The organism is Pantoea sp. App145, from assembly GCF_047947045.1.
GTDB lineage: Bacteria > Pseudomonadota > Gammaproteobacteria > Enterobacterales > Enterobacteriaceae > Pantoea.
On the sequence record NZ_CP133290.1, the window covers coordinates 992,366 to 1,015,919 of the forward strand.

Below are 23,554 nucleotides of genomic sequence, written 5' to 3' on the forward strand. Positions count from 1 at the left end.
ACTCCTGAAATCTGCTCAACCGCCCAGCAGACGATGAATACGCGTCAGACCTGCCGCCAGGCGATCGGCTTCTTCCTCGCTGTTGTAGAGTGCGAAAGAAGCACGACACATAGCGGGTACCGCATAATGGCGCATCAGCGGCATAGCGCAATGATGCCCGGTACGGATAGCGATGCCGTACTGGTCGAGGAAGCTACCCACATCAAACGCGTGATGTTTCCCCAGATTGAACGCCACCACACCGCTACGTTCGGTCGGACCATAGATAGTCAGATCCGGCACGGAAGCCAGTTTGTCCAGCGCATAGCGCATCAGCATCGATTCACGCTGATGGATGGTATCCAGCCCAAGTTCGGTGATCCATTTCAGCGCCGCACCCAAACCAATGATGCCACCAGTATTGGGCGTCCCCGCTTCGAAACGCCACGGCGCGGTATTCCAGGTGGTGCCGGTGGGCAACTGCACCTGATCGATCATCGAACCGCCGCCTTCCCAGGGGGGCATGATATCGAGCAGTGCCTTGCGGCCATACAGCACACCAATGCCGGTCGGGCCGTAGATCTTATGACCAGAGAAAACGTAGAAGTCGCAACCGATGTCCTGCACGTCAACCGCATGATGCATCACCGCCTGCGCGCCATCCACCAGCGTGGTAACGCCAGCGGCTTTCGCCTGGGCGACGATAGCTTTCACCGGGTTGACCGTGCCCAGCACGTTGGAAACGTGGGTCACCGCCAGCAAACGGGTTCGGCTATCGATTAATCCATCCAGCTGCTCAAGCGCCAGTTCGCCCTGCTCATTGAGCGGCAGTACACGAATCTCAGCACCGGTACGCGCAGCAACCATCTGCCACGGCACGATGTTGGCGTGGTGCTCCATCTCGGTAATGATGATGTTGTCGCCGGGCTGGAGCTGACTGCCGCCCCAGCTGTTTGCCACCAGGTTGATCCCCTCAGTGGTGCCTTTGACGAAAACAATCTCTTCCGGCGAAGAAGCATTGAGAAAACGCGCCGCCTGGATGCGCACGTTTTCCATATCCGTGGTGGCCTGCGCACTCAGCGAATGAATGCCGCGGTGCACGGCCGCATAGCCGTGCTGATAAAAATAACTTTCCGCATTAATGACGGCCAGCGGACGCTGTGCGCTGGCCGCACTATCCAGATAAGCCAGCGGATGACCGTTGACCTCGCGTTTCAGAATCGGAAACTCCGCTCTGACTCGTTCGAGATCGAAACTCATGACTCAACTCCCGGGATACGCGCAGCAATACGCTGCAACACTGCCTGACGCAGTACCGGATTCTTTAAGGATTCGGTCAGCTCAGCGGCAAAAGCATGAATGATCATACGCTGTGCAGCAGACTCTTCAATACCGCGCGAACGCAAATAGAACATCTGCTCATCATCGATGCGACCTACGGTAGCACCGTGGCTGCACTTCACGTCATCAGCGTAGATTTCCAGCTGCGGCTTGGTGTCCACTTCCGCCAGACGCCCCATCAACAGGTTATTGTTGGTCATCTGTCCGTCGGTCTTCAGCGCGTGCTGTGCCACTTTGATCATGCCGTTAAACACCGCACGGCCTTTGTCACGCACGATGGTTTTGTGCATCTGACGGCTCATGCAGTAGCCTTTGTTGTGCTCCAGGTAAGTACGCGTATCGCACACTTCCTGATTCACCGGCAGGGCCAGGCTGTTCATCGCCAGATTGGTGTTCTCACCATTCAGCTGTGCACTGGTGTTATGACGTGACAAACCGGCACCCAGCAGGAAGCTGGTGCTGCTGACCTGCGCATCACGACCAAGAACCACATCGTTATGGGCGAAGTGGTAGCTTTTCTCGCTCTCAAACGACAGTTTGATGTGCGACAGTCGGGCATTGTCGGCCACGTCGAAGGTGAAACGCGCACCGGTAAAGTGAGGTGCATCGTTCAGCGTAACGTAGTGCTCAATCACTTCCGCCTCTGCACTGGCTTCCAGTTGCAAATGGTGACGGTGATGCACGGTATTCATCCCGGCATCCTGGCCGCTGGTGATATGCAGCAGGTACAACGGCAGTGCCGCCGCTTTACCACGCGCCAGACGAATACTGGTGGCTTCTTCTGCCAGACTTTCGGTCAGATGCAGAAACACTTCCGGCTGAATCGCTGCCGGCAGTGGACGGCGTTCTGCCGCCTGCGAATGCTGGATTTCAAACAGACCGGTATCGCGGCTGCTCAGCGCGGGCTGGAAACGCCCATCGACGAACACCAGGCGCACCGCTTCAATTGGCAGCGCTAACTGCTCAACCTGTTCAGTGGTCACGTCCTGCGGCTGTGGCAGCACAAACTGCTGACCCAGCAAACCTTCCAGCGGGGTGTATTTCCAGTTCTCGTGCTTGCGGGTTGGCAAGCCGAGACGCATCAGTTGCTGCCAGTGCTGCTGTGCCTGCAATGAACGCACTTCACCGCGCGATTCAAACAGGTGATGCCACTGTTGCAGGGCATTATCACTCTTCGTCGGTAAGCCAGCCATAGCCTTGCTCCTCCAGCTGTTTCACCAGCGTAAAGTCGCCAGATTTCACAATTTTTCCCTGATACAGCACGTGTACATGGTCTGGCTTGATGTAGTCCAGGATGCGCTGATAGTGAGTAACGATAATGAATGAACGCTTACCGTCACGCAGGCTGTTAACGCCATTCGCCACGATTTTCAGCGCATCGATGTCCAGACCGGAGTCGGTTTCATCAAGAATGCACAGATCCGGCTCCAGTGCCGCCATCTGCAGAATGTCGTTACGCTTTTTCTCACCACCGGAGAAGCCCACGTTCACAGAACGGGTCAGCAAGTCTTCCGGCATTTTCAGCAGATGGATTTTATCTTCGATAAAGTCCTGGAAGTCGAAGCGATCCAGTTCTTCCTGCTCACGGTATTTACGCACCGCGTTGACGGACGTCTGGAGGAAAAACTGGTTGCTGACGCCCGGAATTTCCACCGGATACTGGAACGCCATAAAGATGCCTTCGCCCGCACGCTCTTCCGGCTCCAGCTCCAGCAAATCTTTGCCTTTGAAGGTGACGGAACCGCCGGTGATTTCATAATCTTCACGGCCAGCCAGGGTTGCAGACAGGGTACTTTTACCGGAACCGTTGGGTCCCATAATGGCATGCACTTCACCCGGCTTCACTTCAAGGTTCAGGCCGCGCAAAATTTCTTTGTCTTCAACACTAACCTGTAAATCTTTAATGCTTAACATACTCTTTCCTTCACATTGCTTCCGGCAACGGGCCATCAGCCCACGCTGTGCTCAAGGCTGATTGCTAACAATTTTTGCGCTTCCACGGCGAATTCCAGTGGCAGCTCGGAGAAAACATCTTTACAGAAGCCGTTCACGATCATTGAGATCGCATCTTCTTCGCTGATACCGCGTTGCAGACAGTAGAACATCTGATCTTCACCGATACGCGAGGTGGTGGCTTCGTGCTCCAGCTGTGCGGTGTTATTACGCGCTTCGACATACGGGAAGGTATGCGCGCCGCAATCCGGGCCAATCAGCATCGAGTCGCACTGGGTAAAGTTACGCGCGTTGGTGGCGGTTGGCATAATTTTCACCAGACCACGATAGGTATTCTGGCTCTTACCGGCCGAGATACCTTTAGAGATAATGGTCGATTTGGTGTTCTTACCAATGTGGATCATCTTGGTGCCGGTATCGGCCTGCTGATGTCCGCTGGTTAGCGCCACGGAATAGAATTCACCGATGGAGTAATCACCGCGCAGAATACAGCTCGGGTATTTCCAGGTGATGGCTGAACCGGTTTCTGACTGCGTCCACGACATTTTGCTGTGGTCGCCTTCACACAGGGCGCGCTTGGTCACGAAGTTGAGGATACCGCCCTCACCTTCACCACCCGGGAACCAGTTCTGCACGGTAGAATATTTAACTTCCGCGTTTTTGTGGATAATCACTTCCACCACTGCCGCGTGCAGCTGATAGGTATCACGCACCGGTGCCGAGCAACCTTCGATGTAGCTGACGTAACTGTCTTCGTCTGCCACCAGAATGGTGCGCTCGAACTGACCGGTTTTGGCCGCGTTGATACGGAAGTAGGTTGACAGTTCCATCGGACAACGCACGCCTTTCGGGATGTACACGAAGGTACCATCCGACGCGACTGCTGAGTTCAGCGCAGCAAAGAAGTTATCGTTGGCCGGCACCACGGTACCCAGATACTTTTTCACCAGCTCAGGGTGTTCCTGAATCGCTTCGCCAAAGGAGCAGAAAATGATGCCCTGCTCCGCCAGCTTGCCGCGATAGGTAGTGGCAACGGAAACGGAGTCGAAAATGGCATCGACCGCCACTTCTTTGCCTTCACGCACCGGCACACCCAGCTGGTTAAAGGCGTTTTCCACTTCCTGCGTCAAATATTCGCTGGACGGGGTTGAACCTGAGGCCTGGGTAGCGCCTGGCTCGGAAGCGCAGGTGTCATCGCAGTTGCCGCAGGATGGCGCCGAGTAATAGCTGTAATCCTGGTAGTCGAGTTTCTCATAATGCGCTTTCAGCCAGTGCGGCTCTTCCATTTCCAGCCAGGCACGAAAGGCCTTAAGACGAAACTCCAGCATCCACTCTGGCTCGTTACGCTTAGCCGAAATTGCCCGCACCACATCTTCATTGAGGCCGTGAGCAAATTCTTCGGTTTGCAGTTGGGTAAAGAAGCCCTCTTTATAATTGAGCTTGCCTTCCCACATTTGTACATCGTCAGATGTTTCGCTGTGTCGTGACATAGTTGACTTACTCGACGCCGAAGCTCTCGCCACACCCGCAGGCGTGCTGAGCTTTAGGGTTATTAAATTTAAAGATCTGATTCAGGCCTTCACGGACATAATCCACTTCGGTTCCGTCGACGAACGGCATTGCCTGAAGCGGCACAAACAACGTTGCGCCAAAGAAGGAGAACTGCAGGTCGTCATCGGCAGGCGCTTTCACCAGGTCCATGACATAACCAAAACCGGCACAGCCGGACTGTTTCACCCCCAGACGCAGGCCCTTGACTTCCGGGTCTTCAGCGGCCAGGTTAAGAATCTGTTTTGCTGCCGATTCGGTCAGCGTGAGCCCTTTCCAGACGAAATCTTCGGGTGAGAAAGAAGCTGCATTTACTGATGACATAGTGCTACCTCGTAAGTCTGGGCCTTTTCAGGCTATCCCCCTATGGTAGTGATATCAGGTATCACTTCAACCTCTTGTTTTGCAGGGATAATCATCTCGTGCTATTTTTTACTGTTGCTTTATTAAGCATAGTCGCTTCGCATTGCTTTGCGGGCGGCAAAACGGCTCCGCAGTGATAGCTGTAACCCGTTAAAAACCCGCAAAATTTTGTTTTTACACTTTACGTTTTTCTCATGATTGATAGGTTACGCCTTTCTACAATGTAAAGAAATTGTTATTGCCAATTTTACTAACAGGCAAAGTAAATCAATAAAATTTCTCTAGGGAATTGCATTCCTGATGTGGTTGAATATGATAATGATTATCATTAACCTATTTAAGGTGGCGATATGACGCTTACCGTCTCAGCCTGGTTACAACACAAAATCGATGAATATAAGTTTTCGGTACGTGATATCACCGTCGACTTCTATATGGCTCAGGCAAAGCTCAACCGCACCGACTGTACTATCGAACAACTGCGTCGCTTTAACGACACCTGTCTCGACATGGCAGAAATCTGCCAGCTGAATGGCGATGACCAAAGCTATCTGCACGCCATGGGCAAGCTCCATCACCGCTTAGTGCAGGAGATGGGCAATGCCGATCGCGACCGTTTGTTCCGTATTCAGGCCTATCAACTGGCGCGCCTGTCGCTGACTCGCTTGTGTCATCAACTGGCGCTGAGCGGCGAGTGGGATCAAGCCACCAGCCTGCAGAGTGATTTCGTCCGCCACGCAGGCTGGATATTCTAATCCAGCTGCGTTGTGACGCCTACAATTTGTTTACAACATTTCCAGCAATGCCTGTAGCGGATGGCGCATGCCATTCCCCTCTGCCCGTTTCACCTGGCTACGACAGGAAAATCCGGTGGCAAGGCAACGCTGACGCGGCAGCTTTTGCATCTGCGGATGCCAGGAAAGCGCATAAATCCCCAGTGAATTCTCCAGGTTTTGACTTTCGTGGCCGTAGGTGCCTGCCATACCGCAGCAGCCGACATTGATGTTTTCCAGTTTTGCGCCAAAGCGGGCAAAGATATCCTGCCACTGATTCGGTGTTGAGGGCAGTGCCGTCACCTCAGTGCAGTGAGCAAACAGATACCAGGCTTCCCCGCTGGTACTCTGCACCGCGCGTTCGGCGACCGCCTGCTGCAGCCATTCATGCACCAGCTGCACGTTAAACTCACCGCGCTTATCGCCGAGCACCTGATTATATTCATCGCGATAACACAACACGGTGGCGGGATCGACGCCCACCATTGGCATGCCAAGGCGCGCCACACGGTTCAGGAACTCAGCGGTGATGGAAGCCGTACGGGCAAAACGTTGCAGAAAGCCTTTAACATGCTGCGCTTTGCCATTCGGTGAGAACGGCAGCAGCACCGGGCGGTAACCCAGCTTCTCGATCAGTTTGACGAAATCCGTCACCAGCTGCGCTTCGTAGTAGCTGGTAAAGGGATCCTGCACAACCAGCACACAGTTTTTCCGCTCAGCGCTGCTGAGGGCTTCGAGCTGCTCCAGCGTCAGGCTCATGGCCGGGTGTCCGCTTAATTGCTGCTTCAGACTCGGCGAGGAAAGCAGCGGCAGATCGACCATGCCGATATGTTTTTTGCTCAGTTCCCTCACCCACGGCTGTTTCAGGAAGAAGTTAAACATTTTCGGCGCTTTCGCCATCAGCGGCGCGTAACTTTCCACCGTGGCAACCAGATGGTCGCTCATCGGACGCAAATAGCGGGTGTGGTACAACTGCAGGAAGCGTGAACGGAAGTTCGGCACATCAATTTTGATCGGGCATTGGGTGGAGCAGGCTTTACACGCCAGACACCCCGACATCGCCTCTTTGACTTCGTGGGAGAAGTCATACTCGCCCTGCTTCGCATGCCATGAGTTGCGGGTACGCTGGATCAATGTACGCAGACTGGAACCTTGCTCCGGCAAGGCTTTCTCCAGCAGCAGCGGATCAACGCCCTGCTCCGATAACAGGCGTAACCATTCACGCGTCAGGGTTGCGCGTCCTTTGGGCGAATGGATACGGTTGCGGGTGATTTTCATCGACGGGCACATCGGGCTACGCGTATCAAAGTTGAAGCACAGGCCGTTACCGTTACATTCCATCGCCCCGCGCCATTCGTTGCGTACCGTCAGCGGAATCTGGCGATCATAAGTGCCACGCTTCACCGCATCGACCTGCATCATCGGCTCATTGCTGTCGAACGGGGTACAGATCTTGCCTGGGTTCATGCGGTTATTGGGGTCAAATGCCGCCTTAATACGACGCAGCTCGTTGAACAGGGTTTCACCGAAAAACGCCGGGCTGTATTGCGCACGGAAACCTTTACCGTGTTCGCCCCACAGCAAGCCACCGTAGCGCGCGGTGAGCGCCACCACTTCATCGGAGATCTGCTTCATCAGCATTTCCTGCTGCGGATCGCACATATCCAGCGCCGGACGCACATGCAGCACCCCGGCATCCACATGGCCGAACATGCCATAACTTAATCCGTGGCTATCCAGCAACGCGCGGAAATCGACGATGTAATCCGCCAGATGCTCCGGTGGTACGGCGGTATCTTCGACAAACGGAATCGGTTTGGCACGCCCTTTGGCGTTACCGAGTAAACCCACCGCTTTTTTGCGCATATTATAGATGCGCTCAATGCCGCTTAAGTCATTGCACAGTTGATAACCAATTACGCCGCCCTGTTGCTGCGCCATCAGCTCATCGAGGCGACGGCACAGCGTCGAAACCTGCCGTTCAATCAGCTCACCGTCATCCCCGGCAAACTCGACGATATTCAGTCCCAGCATCTCTTTATCGGGCACATCGGTGATCAGTTCCTTCACCGAATGCCAGACGATATCTTCCCGTGCCAGATTCAGCACTTTGGAATCGACAGTTTCCACCGACAGCGCTTTCGCCTCGACCATAAAAGGGGCGTTACGCAGCGCCGAATCGAAGGAGTTATATTTGATATTCACCAGACGACGCACTTTTGGGATCGGGGTGATATCGAGGCTCGCTTCGGTGATAAAGGCCAGCGTGCCTTCGGCCCCGCACAGCAGGCGCGTCAGGTCGAAGGTTTGCAAATCGTCACTGAACACGTGGCGTAAATCGTAGCCCGTCAAAAAACGGTTCAGCTTGGGGAATTTTTCAAGGATCAGCGCGCGTTGTTCACGGCAACGGCTCATCACCTGCTGATAAATGCGGCCTTCAGTAGTCGGGGTTTGCGCCAGCTTCTCGGCCAAATCGGTTGGCATCGCGCGGGTGTCAAGGATATCACCACCCATCAGCACGGCGCGCAGGCCTTCCACATGATCGGAGGTCTTGCCATACACCAGCGAACCCTGCCCGGAGGCATCGGTATTAATCATCCCCCCCAGGGTGGCGCGGTTACTGGTGGATAACTCCGGCGAGAAGAAAAAGCCATATGGCTTCAGCCAGGCATTGAGCTGGTCTTTCACCACCCCTGCTTCAACACGTACCCAGCCCTGCTCGGTATCGATTTCAAGGATGCGGTTCATGTAGCGCGACATATCGACCACAATCCCCTGGTTAAGCGACTGTCCATTGGTGCCGGTACCACCGCCACGCGGGGTAAACACCAGGCTGGTAAAGCGCTCTTCACCGGCCAGACGGGCAATCAGCGCCACATCGGCGGTAGAACGGGGAAAGAGGGCCGCATCCGGCAACAACTGATAGATACTATTATCGGTTGAAAGGGAGAGACGATCGGCGTAGCTGGTGGCAGTGTCGCCAGTGAATCCTTGTTCTTTTAAGGATTGCAGGAATGTCAGCACCAGTTGAACGAGGCCCGGTGCCTGGGAAATCTGTGGGATCATTATTGGGTGACCGAGATGTTGTAAACGTTTGCGTAGTCGATTTTTATGAACCATTCGTTTTATCACATTTTTTTGTCGCCCGCTGTTTTTTCAGGAAACGTAAAAAGCACCCGGCATCCCTCTGTTTAATCGCCAGGAAATAGATCATGATTAATCAGGGCCAGCAAGCCCCTCCGTAAAGGATTCCATTGAGGTCAAGACGCTGTTATGAAAAACCTGCAACGCGGTCTGGATTTACCGCAAATGCTGTTCTCACTGATGTTTATTCTGATCATGATCACCGCCTGTCTTTGGGTGGTTCAGCCGTTCATCCTGGGCTTTGCCTGGGCCAGCATGGTGGTGATCGCCACCTGGCCGTTGATGATCAAATTGCAACATCTGCTGTGGGGACGCCGTTCACTGGCGGTGGTGGCAATGACCATCCTGTTGCTGCTGCTGTTTATTATTCCTATCGCCGTACTGGTCAATAGCCTGATCGATAACAGCGCCCCGGTGATTGCCTGGGCGACCCAGGGCCACCTGGTACTGCCTCAGCTGGACTGGCTGAAAGAAGTCCCGATGGTGGGTGACAAGCTGTTCTCCAGCTATCACTTGCTGGTGGACGGTGGCGGCACCGCCATCATGAATAAGTTACAACCCTACATTGGTCGCACCACCAGCTTCTTCGTGGCGCAGGCGGGTCACTTTGGCCGCTTTATGTTACATCTGGGACTGATGCTGTTGTTTAGCGTGCTGCTGTACTGGCGCGGTGAACAGGTCGGACAGGGTATCCGTCACTTTGCCTGTCGTATGGGGGGACGCCGTGGTGACGCTGCCGTGCTGCTCGCTGGTCAGGCGATTCGTGCCGTTGCGCTCGGCGTGGTGGTCACCGCGCTGGTACAGGGTGTGCTGGGCGGTATCGGGTTAGCCATTTCCGGTATTCCTTACGCCACCTTGTTAACCGTGGTGATGATCCTTTCCTGCCTGGTGCAGCTGGGTCCGCTGATCGTGCTGGTACCCGCCATTATCTGGCTTTACTGGAGCGGCGATACCACCTGGGGCACGGTGTTGCTGGTGTGGAGCTGTGTCGTGGGCACGCTGGATAACGTCCTGCGCCCGATGCTGATTCGCATGGGTGCCGATTTGCCGATGATTTTGATTCTCTCCGGCGTGATTGGTGGCCTGGTGGCCTTTGGCATGATTGGCCTGTTTATTGGTCCGGTGGTGCTGGCGGTTTCTTATCGCCTGGTATCGGTATGGATGCACGAAGTGCCGCCCCCGGATGACGATCCTGTTGATGTGGTTGAAGAACTGACCGAACACGACGACCACACTGCCTGATCCCCTGCCTGGCGGCGATTAGCCTCAGTTAATCGCCGTCACTGAATTCCCCGCCGCAAGCAAAATTTTCCATAAGTGAATTTTAAGAAAAACCGCAATTTCACCCTGTTTAAGTCAGTTTTGATTACGGAAAGATTATTTTTCGTACTGAATCGCGGTTTAAACCGGTCAAAAACGTCGATAAAAGATTATCAGCTTTAAACTAATAAGAGGATTCTTAAAGACGCCATCAGCGGCTGTGAATAACATGTTTCCTATGTTTGAGATCAAACCACTGATTTTAAAACAACCTTTTTCCCCTGAGTAAAGTGAAGAATTGCTGTGTGTAGTCTTTGCCCATCCCCTGTGATGGGCTTTTTTTTTGCTTTTTTCTATCCTGAACGCTGCCGCCTAACAGCCAAATCGCCTGTTGTCAGCGGCTATCGCCGCCAACAGGCCATAAGGTGCTACTTATTGAAGGTCACCACCACCGTCTGGTTGGCGCGCGTTTTCTTCCAGATATAGTTGCGATATTGCGACCCGGCAATAACAACAAAACTGTTGTCGCCCGTTTTTTCCGCCATTTTGATTTGTGTCAGATTAGCGTTGACCTCGTGCGCCAGATAAGGAGGCCAGTCATACCGGCTAAGACTCGCTGCGGGGATTGCCACACTCCGTTGTTCCGCAACCGTGCCATCTCCGTTCTTCACCGTAACGGTGACGACACTGCCTGCCGCTAAGTCAGTCTGGAATTTATCCCCAAAGACATTCTCTTCTTTTAACCAGGGATTTTCTGCAATACTCAGCGTGGTAAATTCCGCTGTCAGCTCATTTTTCTTATCAAGCGGGAACCAGATCAGGTTTCGGTAACTGCTGCCCGTGACAGTATTAAAATTACCGTCTTTCAGTTCTCCGGCAAGCACGTTGGTCGAATTCTGGCGGTTGATTATCTGTGCCAGCAGGTGCGGCCATGATGACCCGCCAAGACTCTGGCCGTCATTATTGAAATAATATTTCTCCAGCGCCTGACCTGAGGTTTTATTTTTAATGGTGAGCATTACCGTGTTATTCGGTGACAGCCCCTCTCCACCGCTGATGGGCATCACATCACCCCATTCGTTACCACGCACCACGGCATAAGTTTTACGCTGAACATCAACCTTATACGCATCTTTTTTGTCCTGATGCAGCCAGATATGGTTCAGGTAGCTGGAGCCACTGACAGGGATTATCGCACCCCCTCTGACACGCCCGGCCTCAACGATTCCTTTGGGGAAATAGCCATTGACCGCACTCGCGACCTCGTATGGCCAGCTCCACTGCCCCGTGCTGGTGATTTTTTTATCCAGAGAGAGCGTTTTATTGGTCTGGCGTTCTGTCAGACTGATGGAGAAATATTGATGCGCGGGAAGCTCACCGTCGGCCAGCTGATACTGACTGTCCCAGTAGGGATAAGTGTCGCTAAAGTTAAAACGGACTTCTCTGAGGAAACGCACCGCATCATTTTGAGATACCGTCCCCATTGGCAGACCATACTGCGTTTTTAGTGGTGTAGAAAAAAGGTTGACTCGCGGACATGCTACAGAACAAGTCGAAGACATAATCGTGCGGAATTTACCCTCCACCCGGTGACCATGTGCATACGGTCCTTTCGATTGCGCGCCTACATTATGACCCAGGCCAAAGTTATGCCCTATTTCGTGAGCCAGGGTATGCCATCCTGTGGCAACAGAGCACCCTAACGCCACCACACTCGTTCTTTGACCCAGATGAGCCATTCCACAATTAGTGGAATCGACTTTTACGATTAAAGTAATAAGGTCAGCGTGTGTTTCTGCCTTTTTCTCAGCGACCAATTTACCCAAAGGTGTGTTTGGCTTAATCATTTGATCAAGCATTGTGGTTATTTGCGTCTCATCAATCTTTGAATCAATAGCATCGGCAACATCGAATTGAATGTACGTTTCACTGTCCGCATAACTTTGATTCAATTTACCGTTGAGGTAACCTGCGTAACCTATTGGGTTACTTCCAAAATCGTCACGAGTCTGGTTAGTATAAAGATATAAAACTCTTATCCTGGCTGGCGTAGTATCCGTGCTTAGCTTTTCTCTCTCACCCTTATCCTCAAGTAATTCATGCTGATGAATTTTATTTCCTTCATCGATCAAGAAATCATCTTCGTCCTCATGAAAACGTGAGGCATCGATTTTCACCAGAGCCTGTAAACCCTCATCCACCGGATAGATTTCATAATAAGACCCATCACTTAAGGTAATGCCCCCATTAATTTTTCCATCGCGAACAGAGAAAGTGGCTTCACCCTGGTCATTTTCCGCCTTACCGTGCCAGATATCATTGCCGATATTATCTTTTTCCAGCGAGCTGGCTTTAATTTCGATTTCCTGCCCGTTCTCAGTTGATTTAAACAGGAAGGATGAAGATCGGCTTAATAAAATATCCTGATTAATGTTAATCAGCTGGTAATCCCGGTGATCAGTCTGAAAACTTCTTAACAGCGGCGTATTCGGCCCGTTGGGATCTTTCGCCACCATACTGAACAATTGCTGCGCGGCAAAAATCGGGGAAGATAGTGTTGACGCAATAAGAGTATATAGCAGTTTCTGTTTGAATGTGAACAAAATCATTAATCCTGAGATGAAAATATTATTCTGTAACTTGTTCCAGCTGGCTGCATATAAAAGCACCCAGCCGGAGTTCAGGTTTTATTTACTGAACGTCACCACTACCGTCTGGTTAGCACGCTCTTTCTTCCAGATGTAGTTGCGGTATTGCGATCCGGCAATCACCACAAAACTGTTATCACCCGTTTTTTCAGCCATTTTGATTTGTGTCAGGTTTGCATTAACTTCGCGCGCCAGATAGGGAGGCCAGTCATATCTGCTAAGACTATCAGCAGGAATTGCCACACTGCGTTGTTCTGCAACTGTGCCATTACTGTTTTTCACCGTAACGGTGATGACACTGCCTGATGTTAAATCAGTCTGAAATTTATCCCCAAAAACATTCTCTTCTTTTAACCAGGGATTCTCTGCGATAGTCAGCGTGGTAAACTCTGCCGTCAGGTCTTTCTTCTTATCCAGCGGGAACCACAGCAGATTGCGATAAACACTACCCGTAACCGTGTTGAAATTACCGTCTTTCAGTTCTCCGGCAAGCACGTTAGATGAGTTCTGGCCGTTGATAATCTGCGCCAAATGATGCGGCCATGATGACCCGCCAAGACTCTGGTCGCCATTATTGAAATAATATTTTTCCAGTGCCTGACCTGAGGTTTTATTTTTAATGGTGAGCATCACCGTGGCGCTGGCAGCCAAACCATCGCCGCCGCTGATCGCCATAGCATCACCCCAGTTATTATTACGCACCACGGCATAGGTTTTACGCTGCACATCAACCTTGTATGCACCAATTTTGTCCTGATGCAGCCAGATATGGTTTTGATAGCTGGTCCCAACAATGGGCTTCACTATGTTAGTATCGAGCCCACCCGCCATGATTACATCATTAGGAAAATATTTGTTAACTGCTATGGAAATATCGTACGGCCAATCACGTAAACCCGGCCTGGTAACGATTTCATCACGAATAATTTTTTTATTCGTCGCATTTTCAGTCAGGCTTATTTCAAAGTATTGATTCTGCGGAAGATCACCATCATTTAATTGACGCTGACTTTCCCAGTCTGGATAATAACTCGCAACATTAAAACGTGTTTCTTTGATGTGACGTACCGCATCATTACTTGCCGCAGTACCTACTGGCAGACCATGAGAGCTTTTATAGGGTGTAGAAAAATAATCAATCTTCGGGCAGGATGGCGAACATGTTTTTGACATAATAGTCCTGAATTTACCCGGCACACTATAACCATTTGCGTAGGCTGGCCATGTCGCCTCATCTTCATTATGTTTGAGGCCGAAATTATGCCCGGTTTCATGCGCTAAAGTACGATTGCTGACAGCACATTCCACATTAACAACGCTCCAGGGACTCCAGCTTTTAGCCGTGCCACATAATTCACTTGCATGCGATATCAACACCACAAGGTCTGCCCGGGTTGCTGCGGTCTTCTCCGCCACCAGTTTACCCAGCGCAGTACTGGGATTGTCCATTTGGTGCAGCATGGTATTCATGGTTGCCTCATTCATTTTTGAATCGACAGCACCTACGGATTCAAATTGAGCGAAGGTTTCACTTCTTGCATGGCTAATATTTAATTCATCGGTAAGGTAAGAGGCATAACCTGTTGGGTCAGCCTGGAATTTTGCGCGAGTCTGGTTGGTATAAATATATAATATTTTTATTTTGGCAGGTTCTGAACTGGTATTATAATGTTCATGATTATTCAACTGCTCATTAAATGCCTGCTGCTTAGCCGTTGACGTTTCATCCCAGACATCATCATGTTCGTCTGCAGAAATGTGTGAAGTATCTATTTTGACTAACGCATGTAATCCTTGTGCAACCGGATATATCTCGTAAAAAGAACCATTATTAAGCCGGATTCCGCCGGTAATGTTTGCTCCATTAATCGCAAACGTAGCCGTGCTTTGTTCATCTTCTGAACTCCCGTGCCACATTTCAATTCCTGCATGGTCTTTCTGTAGGGAAGTTGCGCGAATCTCAGCTGATGCTGGCTCGCCATCCGCCTTGAAAAGGAAAGAACCAGACCTGCCTAACAAAACATCTCTATTGATGTTAACAAGTTTATAATCTTTGTGTTCTTCCTGGAAACTTCTTAATAGTGGTGCATCCTGGTAGTTAACATTTTCATCTACAATGCTAAATAAGGGTGGCGCAGCAAAAACTGAGGATGAGAGTGCCGAGGCAATAACGGCAAATAGAAACTTCTTTTTGAATATTAACAAAATAAATAACCCTGATGAAATCACATAAATTTAGACACGTATAAAGCGACATATCTGGCACTCAAGAACATCACGAATACGCAACAGGGCTGAAATAAATGAAGAATCTCAGCCAGATGGAGTTATTTTATAAAAGTAACGGAATGTGTCATATGCGATATCAATACAGCAGAATGGAGAATAGTGGATACAATGAAACTGCATTTTCTGCAATTATTTGAGAAATGGTGAAAACACCCTGGAATTTACCTGAAGAGAAGGGATATGTCTGAATTGATTATATAGATATAGACGCGCCCGGAATATCTCCGGACACGTCTTTAGCGGGTTAAGTTATCCTTTTGCCGCATCCAGCTCCGCCAGACTCAGCCAGGTTTCAACCACCGTATCCGGGTTCAGGGACAGGCTATCGATCCCCTCCTCCATCAGCCAGGCGGCGAAGTCCTGATGATCAGAAGGCCCCTGACCACAGATACCGACGTATTTACCCTGTTTCTTCGCCGCCTGAATCGCCATTGACAGCAGCGCTTTCACCGCATCATTACGTTCATCAAACAACGCTGAAACCACGCCCGAATCACGATCAAGACCCAGCGCCAACTGCGTCATATCATTGGAACCAATCGAGAAACCATCAAAATGTTGCAGGAACTGATCGGCCAGCAACGCGTTTGACGGGATCTCACACATCATGATCACCTTCAGACCATCCTCACCCCGTTTCAGCCCCTGCTTCGCCAGCTCCTCAACCACTGCTTCCGCCTGAGCCACGGTGCGAACAAACGGAATCATGATTTCTACGTTAGTCAGCCCCATGTCATTACGCACGCGTTTCACGGCAGCACACTCAAGGGCAAAACAATCGCGGAAGCTGTCAGCCACATAACGACCCGCACCCCGGAAGCCCAGCATCGGGTTTTCTTCTTCTGGCTCGTAACGCTCGCCACCCACCAGGTTGGCGTATTCATTTGATTTGAAATCAGACAAACGCACGATGACGCGTTTTGGCGCAAATGCCGCCCCCAGTGTCGCGATTCCTTCGGTCAGGCGCGCAATGTAGAACTCAACCGGATCGTCAAAGCCTTTCATCATCTGACGAATTTCCTGCTGCAGTTCTGGGGTCTGTTGATCAAATTCCAGCAACGCTTTCGGATGCACGCCAATCATGCGGTTAATGATAAATTCCAGACGCGCCAGGCCAACGCCTTCGTTTGGCAAACAGGCAAAGTCAAAAGCGCGGTCCGGGTTACCGACGTTCATCATGATTTTTAACGGCAGGTCCGGCAGGCTATCCACCTGAGAGCTGGTCACTTCAAAATCAAGCAAATCGTCATACACGTAACCGGTATCACCTTCCGCGCAGGAAACGGTGACTTTGTGGCCGTCTTTCAGACGATCGGTGGCATCACCGCAACCCACGACCGCAGGAATACCCAGCTCACGCGCGATGATCGCTGCGTGGCAGGTACGTCCACCACGGTTGGTGACAATCGCTGAGGCTTTTTTCATGATTGGTTCCCAGTCCGGGTCGGTCATGTCGGTGACCAGCACATCGCCTTTCTCGATACGGTTCATCTGGCTGATGTCCTGAATAACCTTCACTTCCCCCGCACCGATACGATGGCCAATGGCGCGTCCTTCCACCACCACTTTGCCTTTACCCTGCAAAGTGTAACGTTCCATCACCTGGCCGTTAGAACGCACCGTTTCCGGGCGCGCCTGGACGATAAACAATTTGCCGGTGTGGCCGTCTTTGGCCCACTCGATATCCATCGGGCGTTTGTAATGCTGCTCGATAAGGACCGCCTGACGCGCCAGCGCCTGCACTTCCTCATCAGTCAGACAGAAATGATCGCGCTCTGCCTCAGCCACGTCTTCAATACGTACCTGCTTGCCGTGCTCATGGGAGTCGGCATAGACCATGCGAACTTTTTTCGAACCCATATTACGTCGCACAATCGCCGGGCGATTCGCTGCCAGCGTTGGTTTGTGCACGTAGAATTCATCCGGGTTAACAGCACCCTGCACCACCATCTCACCCAGACCCAGTGCCGCCGTGATAAACACCACCTGATCAAAGCCGGATTCGGTATCGATAGTAAACATGACGCCTGATGAGGCGAGATCGGAACGCACCATGCGCTGGATACCCGCCGACAGCGCTACCCCGCGATGGTCGTAGCCCTGATGCACACGATAAGAGATGGCGCGATCGTTAAATAAGGAAGCATAAACGTGCTTCACCGCCACCATCACCGCATCAATGCCCTGCACATTAAGGAAAGTTTCTTGCTGTCCGGCAAAGGAGGCGTCTGGCATATCTTCTGCGGTTGCAGAAGAACGCACCGCAAAGGAAGCGTCTGCATCATCAGAGGATAATTGCTGATAAGCATCATGAATCGCCGTTTCCAGCTCTGGCTGGAATGGGGTATCCACCACCCATTGACGGATCTGCTTACCCGCTTTCGCCAGTTCATCGACATCATCAATATCGGTCTTATCCAGCAGGTCATAGATACGCTGGTTCAGCCCGCTTTGATCGAGAAACTGATTAAAAGCATAAGATGTGGTCGCATAGCCATTGGGTACAGCCACACCCAGCGACGACAAATTGGTAATCATTTCACCCAGAGAGGCGTTTTTTCCTCCCACCCGATCAACATCATGCATGCCAAGCTGGTTGTACCAGAGCACTAGCGGCTGTTCGCCTTTATTGGACATCGAGATTATCCTTTTAAATGATTGGGGGCACATGGAACATTTTGCTATTCGCAAATACAGCCTGGCACAAGCGTTAAATAAAGACTAAGTGTTGAATCGTTAAAGCAGTGAAAGATATGAAAAATCGGATTAGTACCCGCAATTAGCAGAGTTGCGCAACGCGGAAAAATAACGCTAACAGATTGCTGTAGCGATAAATTTCTCATTTTCAGAGGGTTAGCTGTTGCATTTTGTTGCGCAACAGAAACGGACTTTATTTTGTGCGCGAAGCAAAATAACCGGGAAAAAGGATGATTTCCAAAACGCCATTTCATCTATATTGGTATTTAGATTAATACGCAGGTCGGCGATGTTGTGGGTCATATGGATATTTCGTTTTATTATCCTGTAAAATGAAATTTCAACAACGCTAATGTTACGCAAAAGTTACCATGAGGATATTCCCCATTATGAGTGCTGAACGCAGCGTGTTCTATATTTCCGATGGCACCGCCATCACTGCTGAAGTGCTGGGCCATGCTGTGCTATCGCAGTTCCCGGTCAATACCAATAGCGTAACCCTGCCCTTTGTTGAAAATGTACAGCGTGCACAGGCAGTTAAAGCACAAATTAACGCGCTTTATCAGCAAAGTGGCGTGCGCCCGCTGGTGTTCTTTTCTATCGTGACGCCCGATGTGCGGGAGATTATTCTGGAGAGCGAGGGGTTTTGTCAGGACATCGTGCAGGCGCTGGTTGGTCCGCTGCAAAGTGAGCTGGGGGTGCCTTCCATGCCGGTTGCCCATCGCACCCACGGGCTGACAGCCAGCAATCTCGGCAAATACGATGCCCGTATCGCCGCTATCGATTACACCCTGGCCCATGACGATGGGATTTCCCTGCGCGGCCTGGAAGATGCTCAGGTGATCCTGCTCGGGGTGTCACGTTGTGGTAAAACACCCACCAGCCTCTATCTGGCGATGCAATTTGGCGTACGTGCTGCCAACTATCCGTTTATCGCCGATGATATGGATAACCTGAAACTGCCGCCCGCACTGCGTGCTCATCAGCATAAATTATTTGGCCTGACCATCGACCCTGAGCGCCTGGCAGCCATCCGCCAGGAGCGCGCCGAAAATACGCGTTATGCCTCAATGCGCCAGTGTCGGCTTGAAGTCGGTGAGGTAGAAGCGTTATTCCGCACCCACCAGATTCGTTACCTCAACAGCACCAATTACTCAGTAGAAGAGATCGCCACCAAAATCCTCGACATTATGGGGCTGACGCGCCGTATGTATTAACGTTCTGGACGGTAGCGACAAATACGTACTGTCAGCACGCTTGTAAAGCGTGGCTGCCGTCTTATTTTATTTCCTTTCGCTTTAGCAGGTTGAAATCGCAGGTTAATGGTTTATTGTGACCACCATCACTTCCCGGTATTTCACCGTTGCGAAGAACAGATTTTCGAGAATCCCAATGAACAAAACTGATGAACTGCGTACCGCGCGCATTGGCAGCCTGATAATGCCAGCCGCTTTAGCGCAACAACACCCCATTTCGGCAGAGATTGCCGCCAGTGTCACCACCGCGCGTCAGCGCATTGCCCGCATCCTCACCGGAGAAGATCCACGCCTGCTGGTGATTATCGGCCCCTGCTCACTGCACGATCCCAGGGCAGCGCTGGAGTACGCCGCACGCCTCAATGTGCTGCGCGAGCAGTATAAAGATCGACTGGAAATTGTGATGCGCGCCTATTTTGAAAAACCGCGTACCGTGGTGGGCTGGAAAGGTCTGATCTCCGATCCCGATCTGGATGGCAGCTATGATGTCAACCGCGGCATTGCCATTGCGCGTCAGCTGTTGCTGGATATCAATGCCATGGGGATGCCTACCGCCACTGAATTTCTCGATATGGTGATCGGCCAGTTTATTGCTGACCTGATCAGCTGGGGCGCAATTGGTGCCCGCACCACCGAAAGCCAGATCCACCGTGAAATGGCCTCGGCGCTGTCCTGCCCGGTTGGTTTTAAAAATGGCACCGACGGGAATGTGCAAATTGCCGTGGACGCGATTCGCGCCTCCCGCGCCAGCCATATGTTCCTGTCGCCAGATAAAAATGGCCAGATGACCATTTATCAGACCAGCGGCAACCCGCATGGTCATGTGATTCTTCGCGGCGGCCGTCAGCCTAACTATCATGCCGATGATGTGGCAGCAGCGGCAGCAAACCTGCGTGATTTCAATCTGCCGGAACAGCTGGTGATTGATTTCAGCCATGCCAACTGTCAGAAGCAACATCGCCGTCAGCGTGACGTGGCCCAGGATGTGGCAGCGCAGATCCGCGCCGGTTCTCGCGCCGTGGCCGGGGTGATGATTGAGAGTTTCATCGAGGAAGGCAACCAGAAGGTGGTCAGCGGCGAACCGCTGGTCTACGGCCAATCGATCACCGATCCCTGCCTCGGCTGGGACGATAGCGCCGAAGTGCTGGCGCAACTGGCTGCCGCCGTCGACAGCCGCTTCTAATCACCTGATTTAGCTGGAGCAGCTCACCTCCAGCGTTTTCCCCCACTCAGGTGGCCGTTGGCGCAGTTCCGCGCTGACGGCTTCATCACTGAACGGTTGCTGCAAAGCCAGATGCAGACGCTCAAGCGCAGCAGTTTCACCGCGTTCAACCTCATCAATCACCTGCTGGGCAAGATAATTACGCAACACCAGCGCCGGATTCGCGCCTTTCATCACCTTCTGCCGTTCTTCATCACTGGCTTCATCCAGTAACAGACGCTGACGATAGCCTTCATACCAGCGATCAAACGCATCCCGGTCGATAAATTCATCCCGTAGCGGTGAGCGTGTTTGCTGCTGTTGTGTGTCACTGAGCAGACGGAAGGTCAGCGTATAGTCGCTGCGTTCCTGGGTCATCAGCGCCAGCAATCCGGTGAGAATCACGTTGTCATTGACGTCCTGCGTCAGCAGCCCAAGTTTAGCGCGCATTTTCTCGCCCCACACCCGCATCAGTTCCGGTTCGTAGTGGCTCAGCGCCTGCTTCAGTTGATCGGTGGTCATTAACCCGGACAACGCATGTGCCAGACGGTTGAGATTCCACAATCCCACCGCAGGCTGGTTATCGAAGGCATAACGCCCCTGATAATCGCTGTGATTGCAGATAAAGTTTGGCTGGTAATCGTCGAGAAAACCGTAGGGACCGTAATCGATGGTCAGCCCCAGCAGCGACATGTTATCGGTGTTCATCACCCCGTGGGCAAAACCGACGCTCTGCCACTGGGCGATCAGGCTGGCGGTGCGTTTCACAATGTCTGTAAACCACAACAGATAACGGTCAGCCTGATCCTGCAATGCCGGCCAGTGATGACGAATGGCATAGTCCGCCAACTGACGCACCTTATCCTGCTCGCCACCGTAGTAGAAATGTTCAAAATGACCGAACCGCAAATGACTTTCGGCGATACGCATCAGCATCGCACCGCGTTCCTGAGTTTCACGCAACACCGGTTCATCACCAATCGACAGGCTGAGGGCGCGCGTGGTGGGGATACCCAGATGATGGAGGGCTTCTGAAGCGAGAAATTCACGCACCGTGGAACGGATGACAGCGCGCCCGTCGCCCATGCGCGAATAAGGCGTCAGCCCGGCACCTTTCAGATGCCAGTCAAGTTTACGTCCGTCCGCCAGCAATTGTTCGCCGAGCAGGATACCGCGTCCGTCACCGAGCTGTCCGGCCCAGACACCGAACTGATGTCCGCTGTAAACCTGTGCCAGTGGCTCCTGCCCCGGCAATAGCGCCTGCCCAACCCACACGCCATGTCCGTCACCAGTGAATAAGGATGGGTCCAGCGCCATCTCTGTCGCCAGAGGCGCGTTGTGATACAACAGACGTCCGCCCTGTAACGGGGTTGGGACCAGTGCACTGTAGAATCCCGGCAACTCCCGCCGCCAGCTATTGGTAAACTGCATAGTCACTCCGCGAGGTGCTCAGTGTTCAGACACCACGATTGGTTTGAGAATCAATGGCTATTGTAACGCGGGCACTACCGGGGCGACAGACGAAAGGTTTACTGCTGTGACGGAGAAGTCAGGGTAACGTCGGGATATATCAGATCGTTTAAGCGTTCGGCTTTGACCACCGGAAACAGGCTGCCCTGCAGGTGGGCACCACTCAATTCCGTCACTTTCTCCAGCATGGTGGCATCATCAATACCGCAAATAATAATCTGCGATGCATTGCTGCCGAAATTGTCTATAACCGTCTGAATAAAGGGTATAAAAGATGCACGTTTCGCCAGTCCCTGAATAAAGTTCTTATCCAGTTTTAACACGCTAAAAAGATTATCATAAACCGCATTTGCCGGGGTCGCTCCGGCACCGAATTGTGAAAGCGATAAACGAAATTCACTTTTTAGTGCACTCAAAAGCGGATGCGATTTCCCCTGCGATAATTGGGGAAATGTTTCACTGATATCCAAAACAATAAACGGCAATTGTTTGAATTTTCTTAACAGAAATTCACTCGCCAGCAGCGTTTCTGCCATTGAATCATCAATACGAACCAACGCGGTAATTTGATTTAACTCAAAAAAGTCACGATACTTTTCCAGCACTGTCAGCTGGCTTTGCAACAGGCGCAATTGCTGTGCATCGTCTAATTGCGGCAATAGCAAATCCTGCGGCAGCGTGATTGGTGCGCTGTCGTGGACAAATTGCGTAACCAGTTCAACCGCAGTTAACTGACCCGCTAATGAATAGGCTGGATAAAACCAGGTTTCCGACTGATAGTCGGCAGATAAATGAACTTTCATTTTTAACAGCCAGAAGCAGTGGCGATTGGCGCATCGTATATCAATGAAAACGCTCAGGCAATAGGAGCAAACGTTAGAAGACAGTTGCTTTTATGCCTGATTGCGTCTTTTTCATGCTGAAATAATCCTTAAGCCAAATAACCAACGAACATTATCCATACCGATTAATTACATTAAGGCATTATAGATAGTATTAAATGCCCCTGGGGTAAAGTGCCATTTTAAAAAAGAGCATTTTTGGGGCTAAGAAATTTAATTTAAGTACAGAAATCAGCAGCAGAGTTTTGGCTAAATGAGCGTATAAGGTAAATAGAATCTAAATACGGCGAGCCTGCCAGAAGACTTTCCGCCAGTAAACATTATCAAGCGATGACCGAATGACACCCTGACTGGTTGAAGCATGAATGAAGGTGTTATCGGTATCATAAATGCCAACATGTAAGCCATTCTCACCGCTCCCGGTTTTGAAGAAGACTAAATCACCAGGTAAGAGATCATTTTTATCAATTCGGGTGCCGATATCACTTTGCTCATCGGTAGAACGCGGTAATTGCAGATCGAATTTATCGCGGAAGGTGAGGTAAACAAAACCAGAGCAATCGACACCGCCCCGGCTGAGTCCACCGTAGCGATAAGGAGTACCGTGCCAGTTGCTAAGCTGGTCGTTAAGTTGAGCAATGACGGTAATGGAATCAGACAAGCGACCATTGGGCGGCGGCGCATGATGGCTACAGCCCACCAGCAGTAATGCCAGGATCAGAATCATCAGCCGCATCAGAAAAATCCTTAAATCCGTTGCCCGAGCAATACTTTAGCGGCAAAAGCCTAT

Annotated in this window: 16 protein-coding genes and 1 other RNA gene; 5 read left to right on the forward strand and 12 right to left on the reverse strand. The window is 51.5% G+C overall.

Annotated features, from left to right (window positions below; genetic code table 11):
* Positions 1-15: 15 nt before the first annotated feature.
* Genes sufS through sufA form a run of 5 tightly spaced genes read right to left on the reverse strand, consistent with a single transcriptional unit; the run spans position 16 to position 5,145 of the window.
* Positions 16-1,239 carry a cysteine desulfurase SufS gene (gene sufS / locus RCF31_RS04435; protein ID WP_416412620.1) on the reverse strand — a complete coding sequence of 408 codons (1,224 nt, stop codon included), beginning with the start codon at positions 1,237-1,239 and terminating at the stop codon, positions 16-18.
* A complete protein-coding gene (gene sufD / locus RCF31_RS04440; protein ID WP_416412621.1) occupies positions 1,236-2,513 on the reverse strand; it encodes a Fe-S cluster assembly protein SufD in 1,278 nt (425 codons plus the stop codon). The genes sufS and sufD overlap by 4 nt, the downstream gene beginning before the upstream one ends.
* Positions 2,488-3,234 carry a Fe-S cluster assembly ATPase SufC gene (gene sufC, locus RCF31_RS04445; RefSeq protein WP_021185257.1) on the reverse strand — a complete coding sequence of 249 codons (747 nt, stop codon included), beginning with the start codon at positions 3,232-3,234 and terminating at the stop codon, positions 2,488-2,490. The genes sufD and sufC overlap by 26 nt, the downstream gene beginning before the upstream one ends.
* Before the next feature lie 35 nt (positions 3,235-3,269).
* Positions 3,270-4,763 (reverse strand): Fe-S cluster assembly protein SufB, encoded by a 1,494-nt coding sequence (gene sufB, locus RCF31_RS04450; protein WP_299452516.1) that lies wholly within the window; start codon positions 4,761-4,763, stop codon positions 3,270-3,272.
* 7 nt (positions 4,764-4,770) lie between these two features.
* Positions 4,771-5,145, reverse strand: a complete 375-nt coding sequence (gene sufA, locus RCF31_RS04455) for a Fe-S cluster assembly scaffold SufA (RefSeq protein ID WP_084874058.1) — start codon at positions 5,143-5,145, stop codon at positions 4,771-4,773.
* A 389-nt stretch (positions 5,146-5,534) separates the two neighbouring features.
* Between sufA and RCF31_RS04460 the strand changes: the two genes are divergently transcribed.
* Entirely contained in the window at positions 5,535-5,939 is a 405-nt protein-coding gene (locus RCF31_RS04460; protein ID WP_084874057.1) for a hypothetical protein, read from the forward strand.
* Positions 5,940-5,969: 30 nt separating this feature from the next.
* On the opposite strand, the gene RCF31_RS04465 is transcribed toward RCF31_RS04460, so the two are convergent.
* Positions 5,970-9,023 carry an FAD-binding and (Fe-S)-binding domain-containing protein gene (locus RCF31_RS04465; protein WP_416412623.1) on the reverse strand — a complete coding sequence of 1,018 codons (3,054 nt, stop codon included), beginning with the start codon at positions 9,021-9,023 and terminating at the stop codon, positions 5,970-5,972.
* 207 nt (positions 9,024-9,230) lie between these two features.
* Here RCF31_RS04465 and ydiK point away from each other — a divergent pair, with 207 nt between their 5' ends.
* The gene (gene ydiK, locus RCF31_RS04470) at positions 9,231-10,343 is read left to right on the forward strand and encodes an AI-2E family transporter YdiK (protein ID WP_416412624.1); all 1,113 of its coding nucleotides are present in this window, start codon (positions 9,231-9,233) and stop codon (positions 10,341-10,343) included.
* Positions 10,344-10,599: 256 nt separating this feature from the next.
* An RNA gene (gene rprA, locus RCF31_RS04475) (antisense sRNA RprA) lies at positions 10,600-10,707 on the forward strand.
* Between the two features lie 82 nt (positions 10,708-10,789).
* On the opposite strand, the gene RCF31_RS04480 is transcribed toward rprA, so the two are convergent.
* The 3 genes from RCF31_RS04480 to ppsA all read right to left on the reverse strand — a co-directional run bounded on the left by RCF31_RS04480 (position 10,790) and on the right by ppsA (position 17,935).
* The gene (locus tag RCF31_RS04480) at positions 10,790-12,970 is read right to left on the reverse strand and encodes a M12 family metallo-peptidase (RefSeq protein WP_416412626.1); all 2,181 of its coding nucleotides are present in this window, start codon (positions 12,968-12,970) and stop codon (positions 10,790-10,792) included.
* A gap of 78 nt (positions 12,971-13,048) precedes the next feature.
* Complete coding sequence (locus RCF31_RS04485; protein ID WP_416412627.1) at positions 13,049-15,214, reverse strand: M12 family metallo-peptidase; 2,166 nt, start codon at positions 15,212-15,214, stop codon at positions 13,049-13,051.
* A gap of 333 nt (positions 15,215-15,547) precedes the next feature.
* A complete protein-coding gene (ppsA, locus tag RCF31_RS04490) occupies positions 15,548-17,935 on the reverse strand; it encodes a phosphoenolpyruvate synthase (RefSeq protein ID WP_416412628.1) in 2,388 nt (795 codons plus the stop codon).
* Positions 17,936-18,384: 449 nt separating this feature from the next.
* Here ppsA and RCF31_RS04495 point away from each other — a divergent pair, with 449 nt between their 5' ends.
* Both RCF31_RS04495 and RCF31_RS04500 read left to right on the forward strand, forming a co-directional pair.
* Positions 18,385-19,212, forward strand: coding sequence for a pyruvate, water dikinase regulatory protein (locus RCF31_RS04495; RefSeq protein ID WP_084874050.1), 828 nt, complete (start codon positions 18,385-18,387; stop codon positions 19,210-19,212).
* A gap of 175 nt (positions 19,213-19,387) precedes the next feature.
* On the forward strand, positions 19,388-20,434 hold the full coding sequence (locus tag RCF31_RS04500) for a 3-deoxy-7-phosphoheptulonate synthase (protein ID WP_416412629.1): 1,047 nt from the start codon (positions 19,388-19,390) through the stop codon (positions 20,432-20,434).
* Between the two features lie 9 nt (positions 20,435-20,443).
* On the opposite strand, the gene RCF31_RS04505 is transcribed toward RCF31_RS04500, so the two are convergent.
* The 3 genes from RCF31_RS04505 to RCF31_RS04515 all read right to left on the reverse strand — a co-directional run bounded on the left by RCF31_RS04505 (position 20,444) and on the right by RCF31_RS04515 (position 23,500).
* The gene (locus tag RCF31_RS04505) at positions 20,444-21,883 is read right to left on the reverse strand and encodes a protein adenylyltransferase SelO (RefSeq protein WP_416412630.1); all 1,440 of its coding nucleotides are present in this window, start codon (positions 21,881-21,883) and stop codon (positions 20,444-20,446) included.
* A 98-nt stretch (positions 21,884-21,981) separates the two neighbouring features.
* Complete coding sequence (locus RCF31_RS04510) at positions 21,982-22,725, reverse strand: EAL domain-containing protein (protein ID WP_416412631.1); 744 nt, start codon at positions 22,723-22,725, stop codon at positions 21,982-21,984.
* 316 nt (positions 22,726-23,041) lie between these two features.
* A complete protein-coding gene (locus RCF31_RS04515) occupies positions 23,042-23,500 on the reverse strand; it encodes an NlpC/P60 family protein (protein WP_299452484.1) in 459 nt (152 codons plus the stop codon).
* Positions 23,501-23,554: the final 54 nt, after the last annotated feature.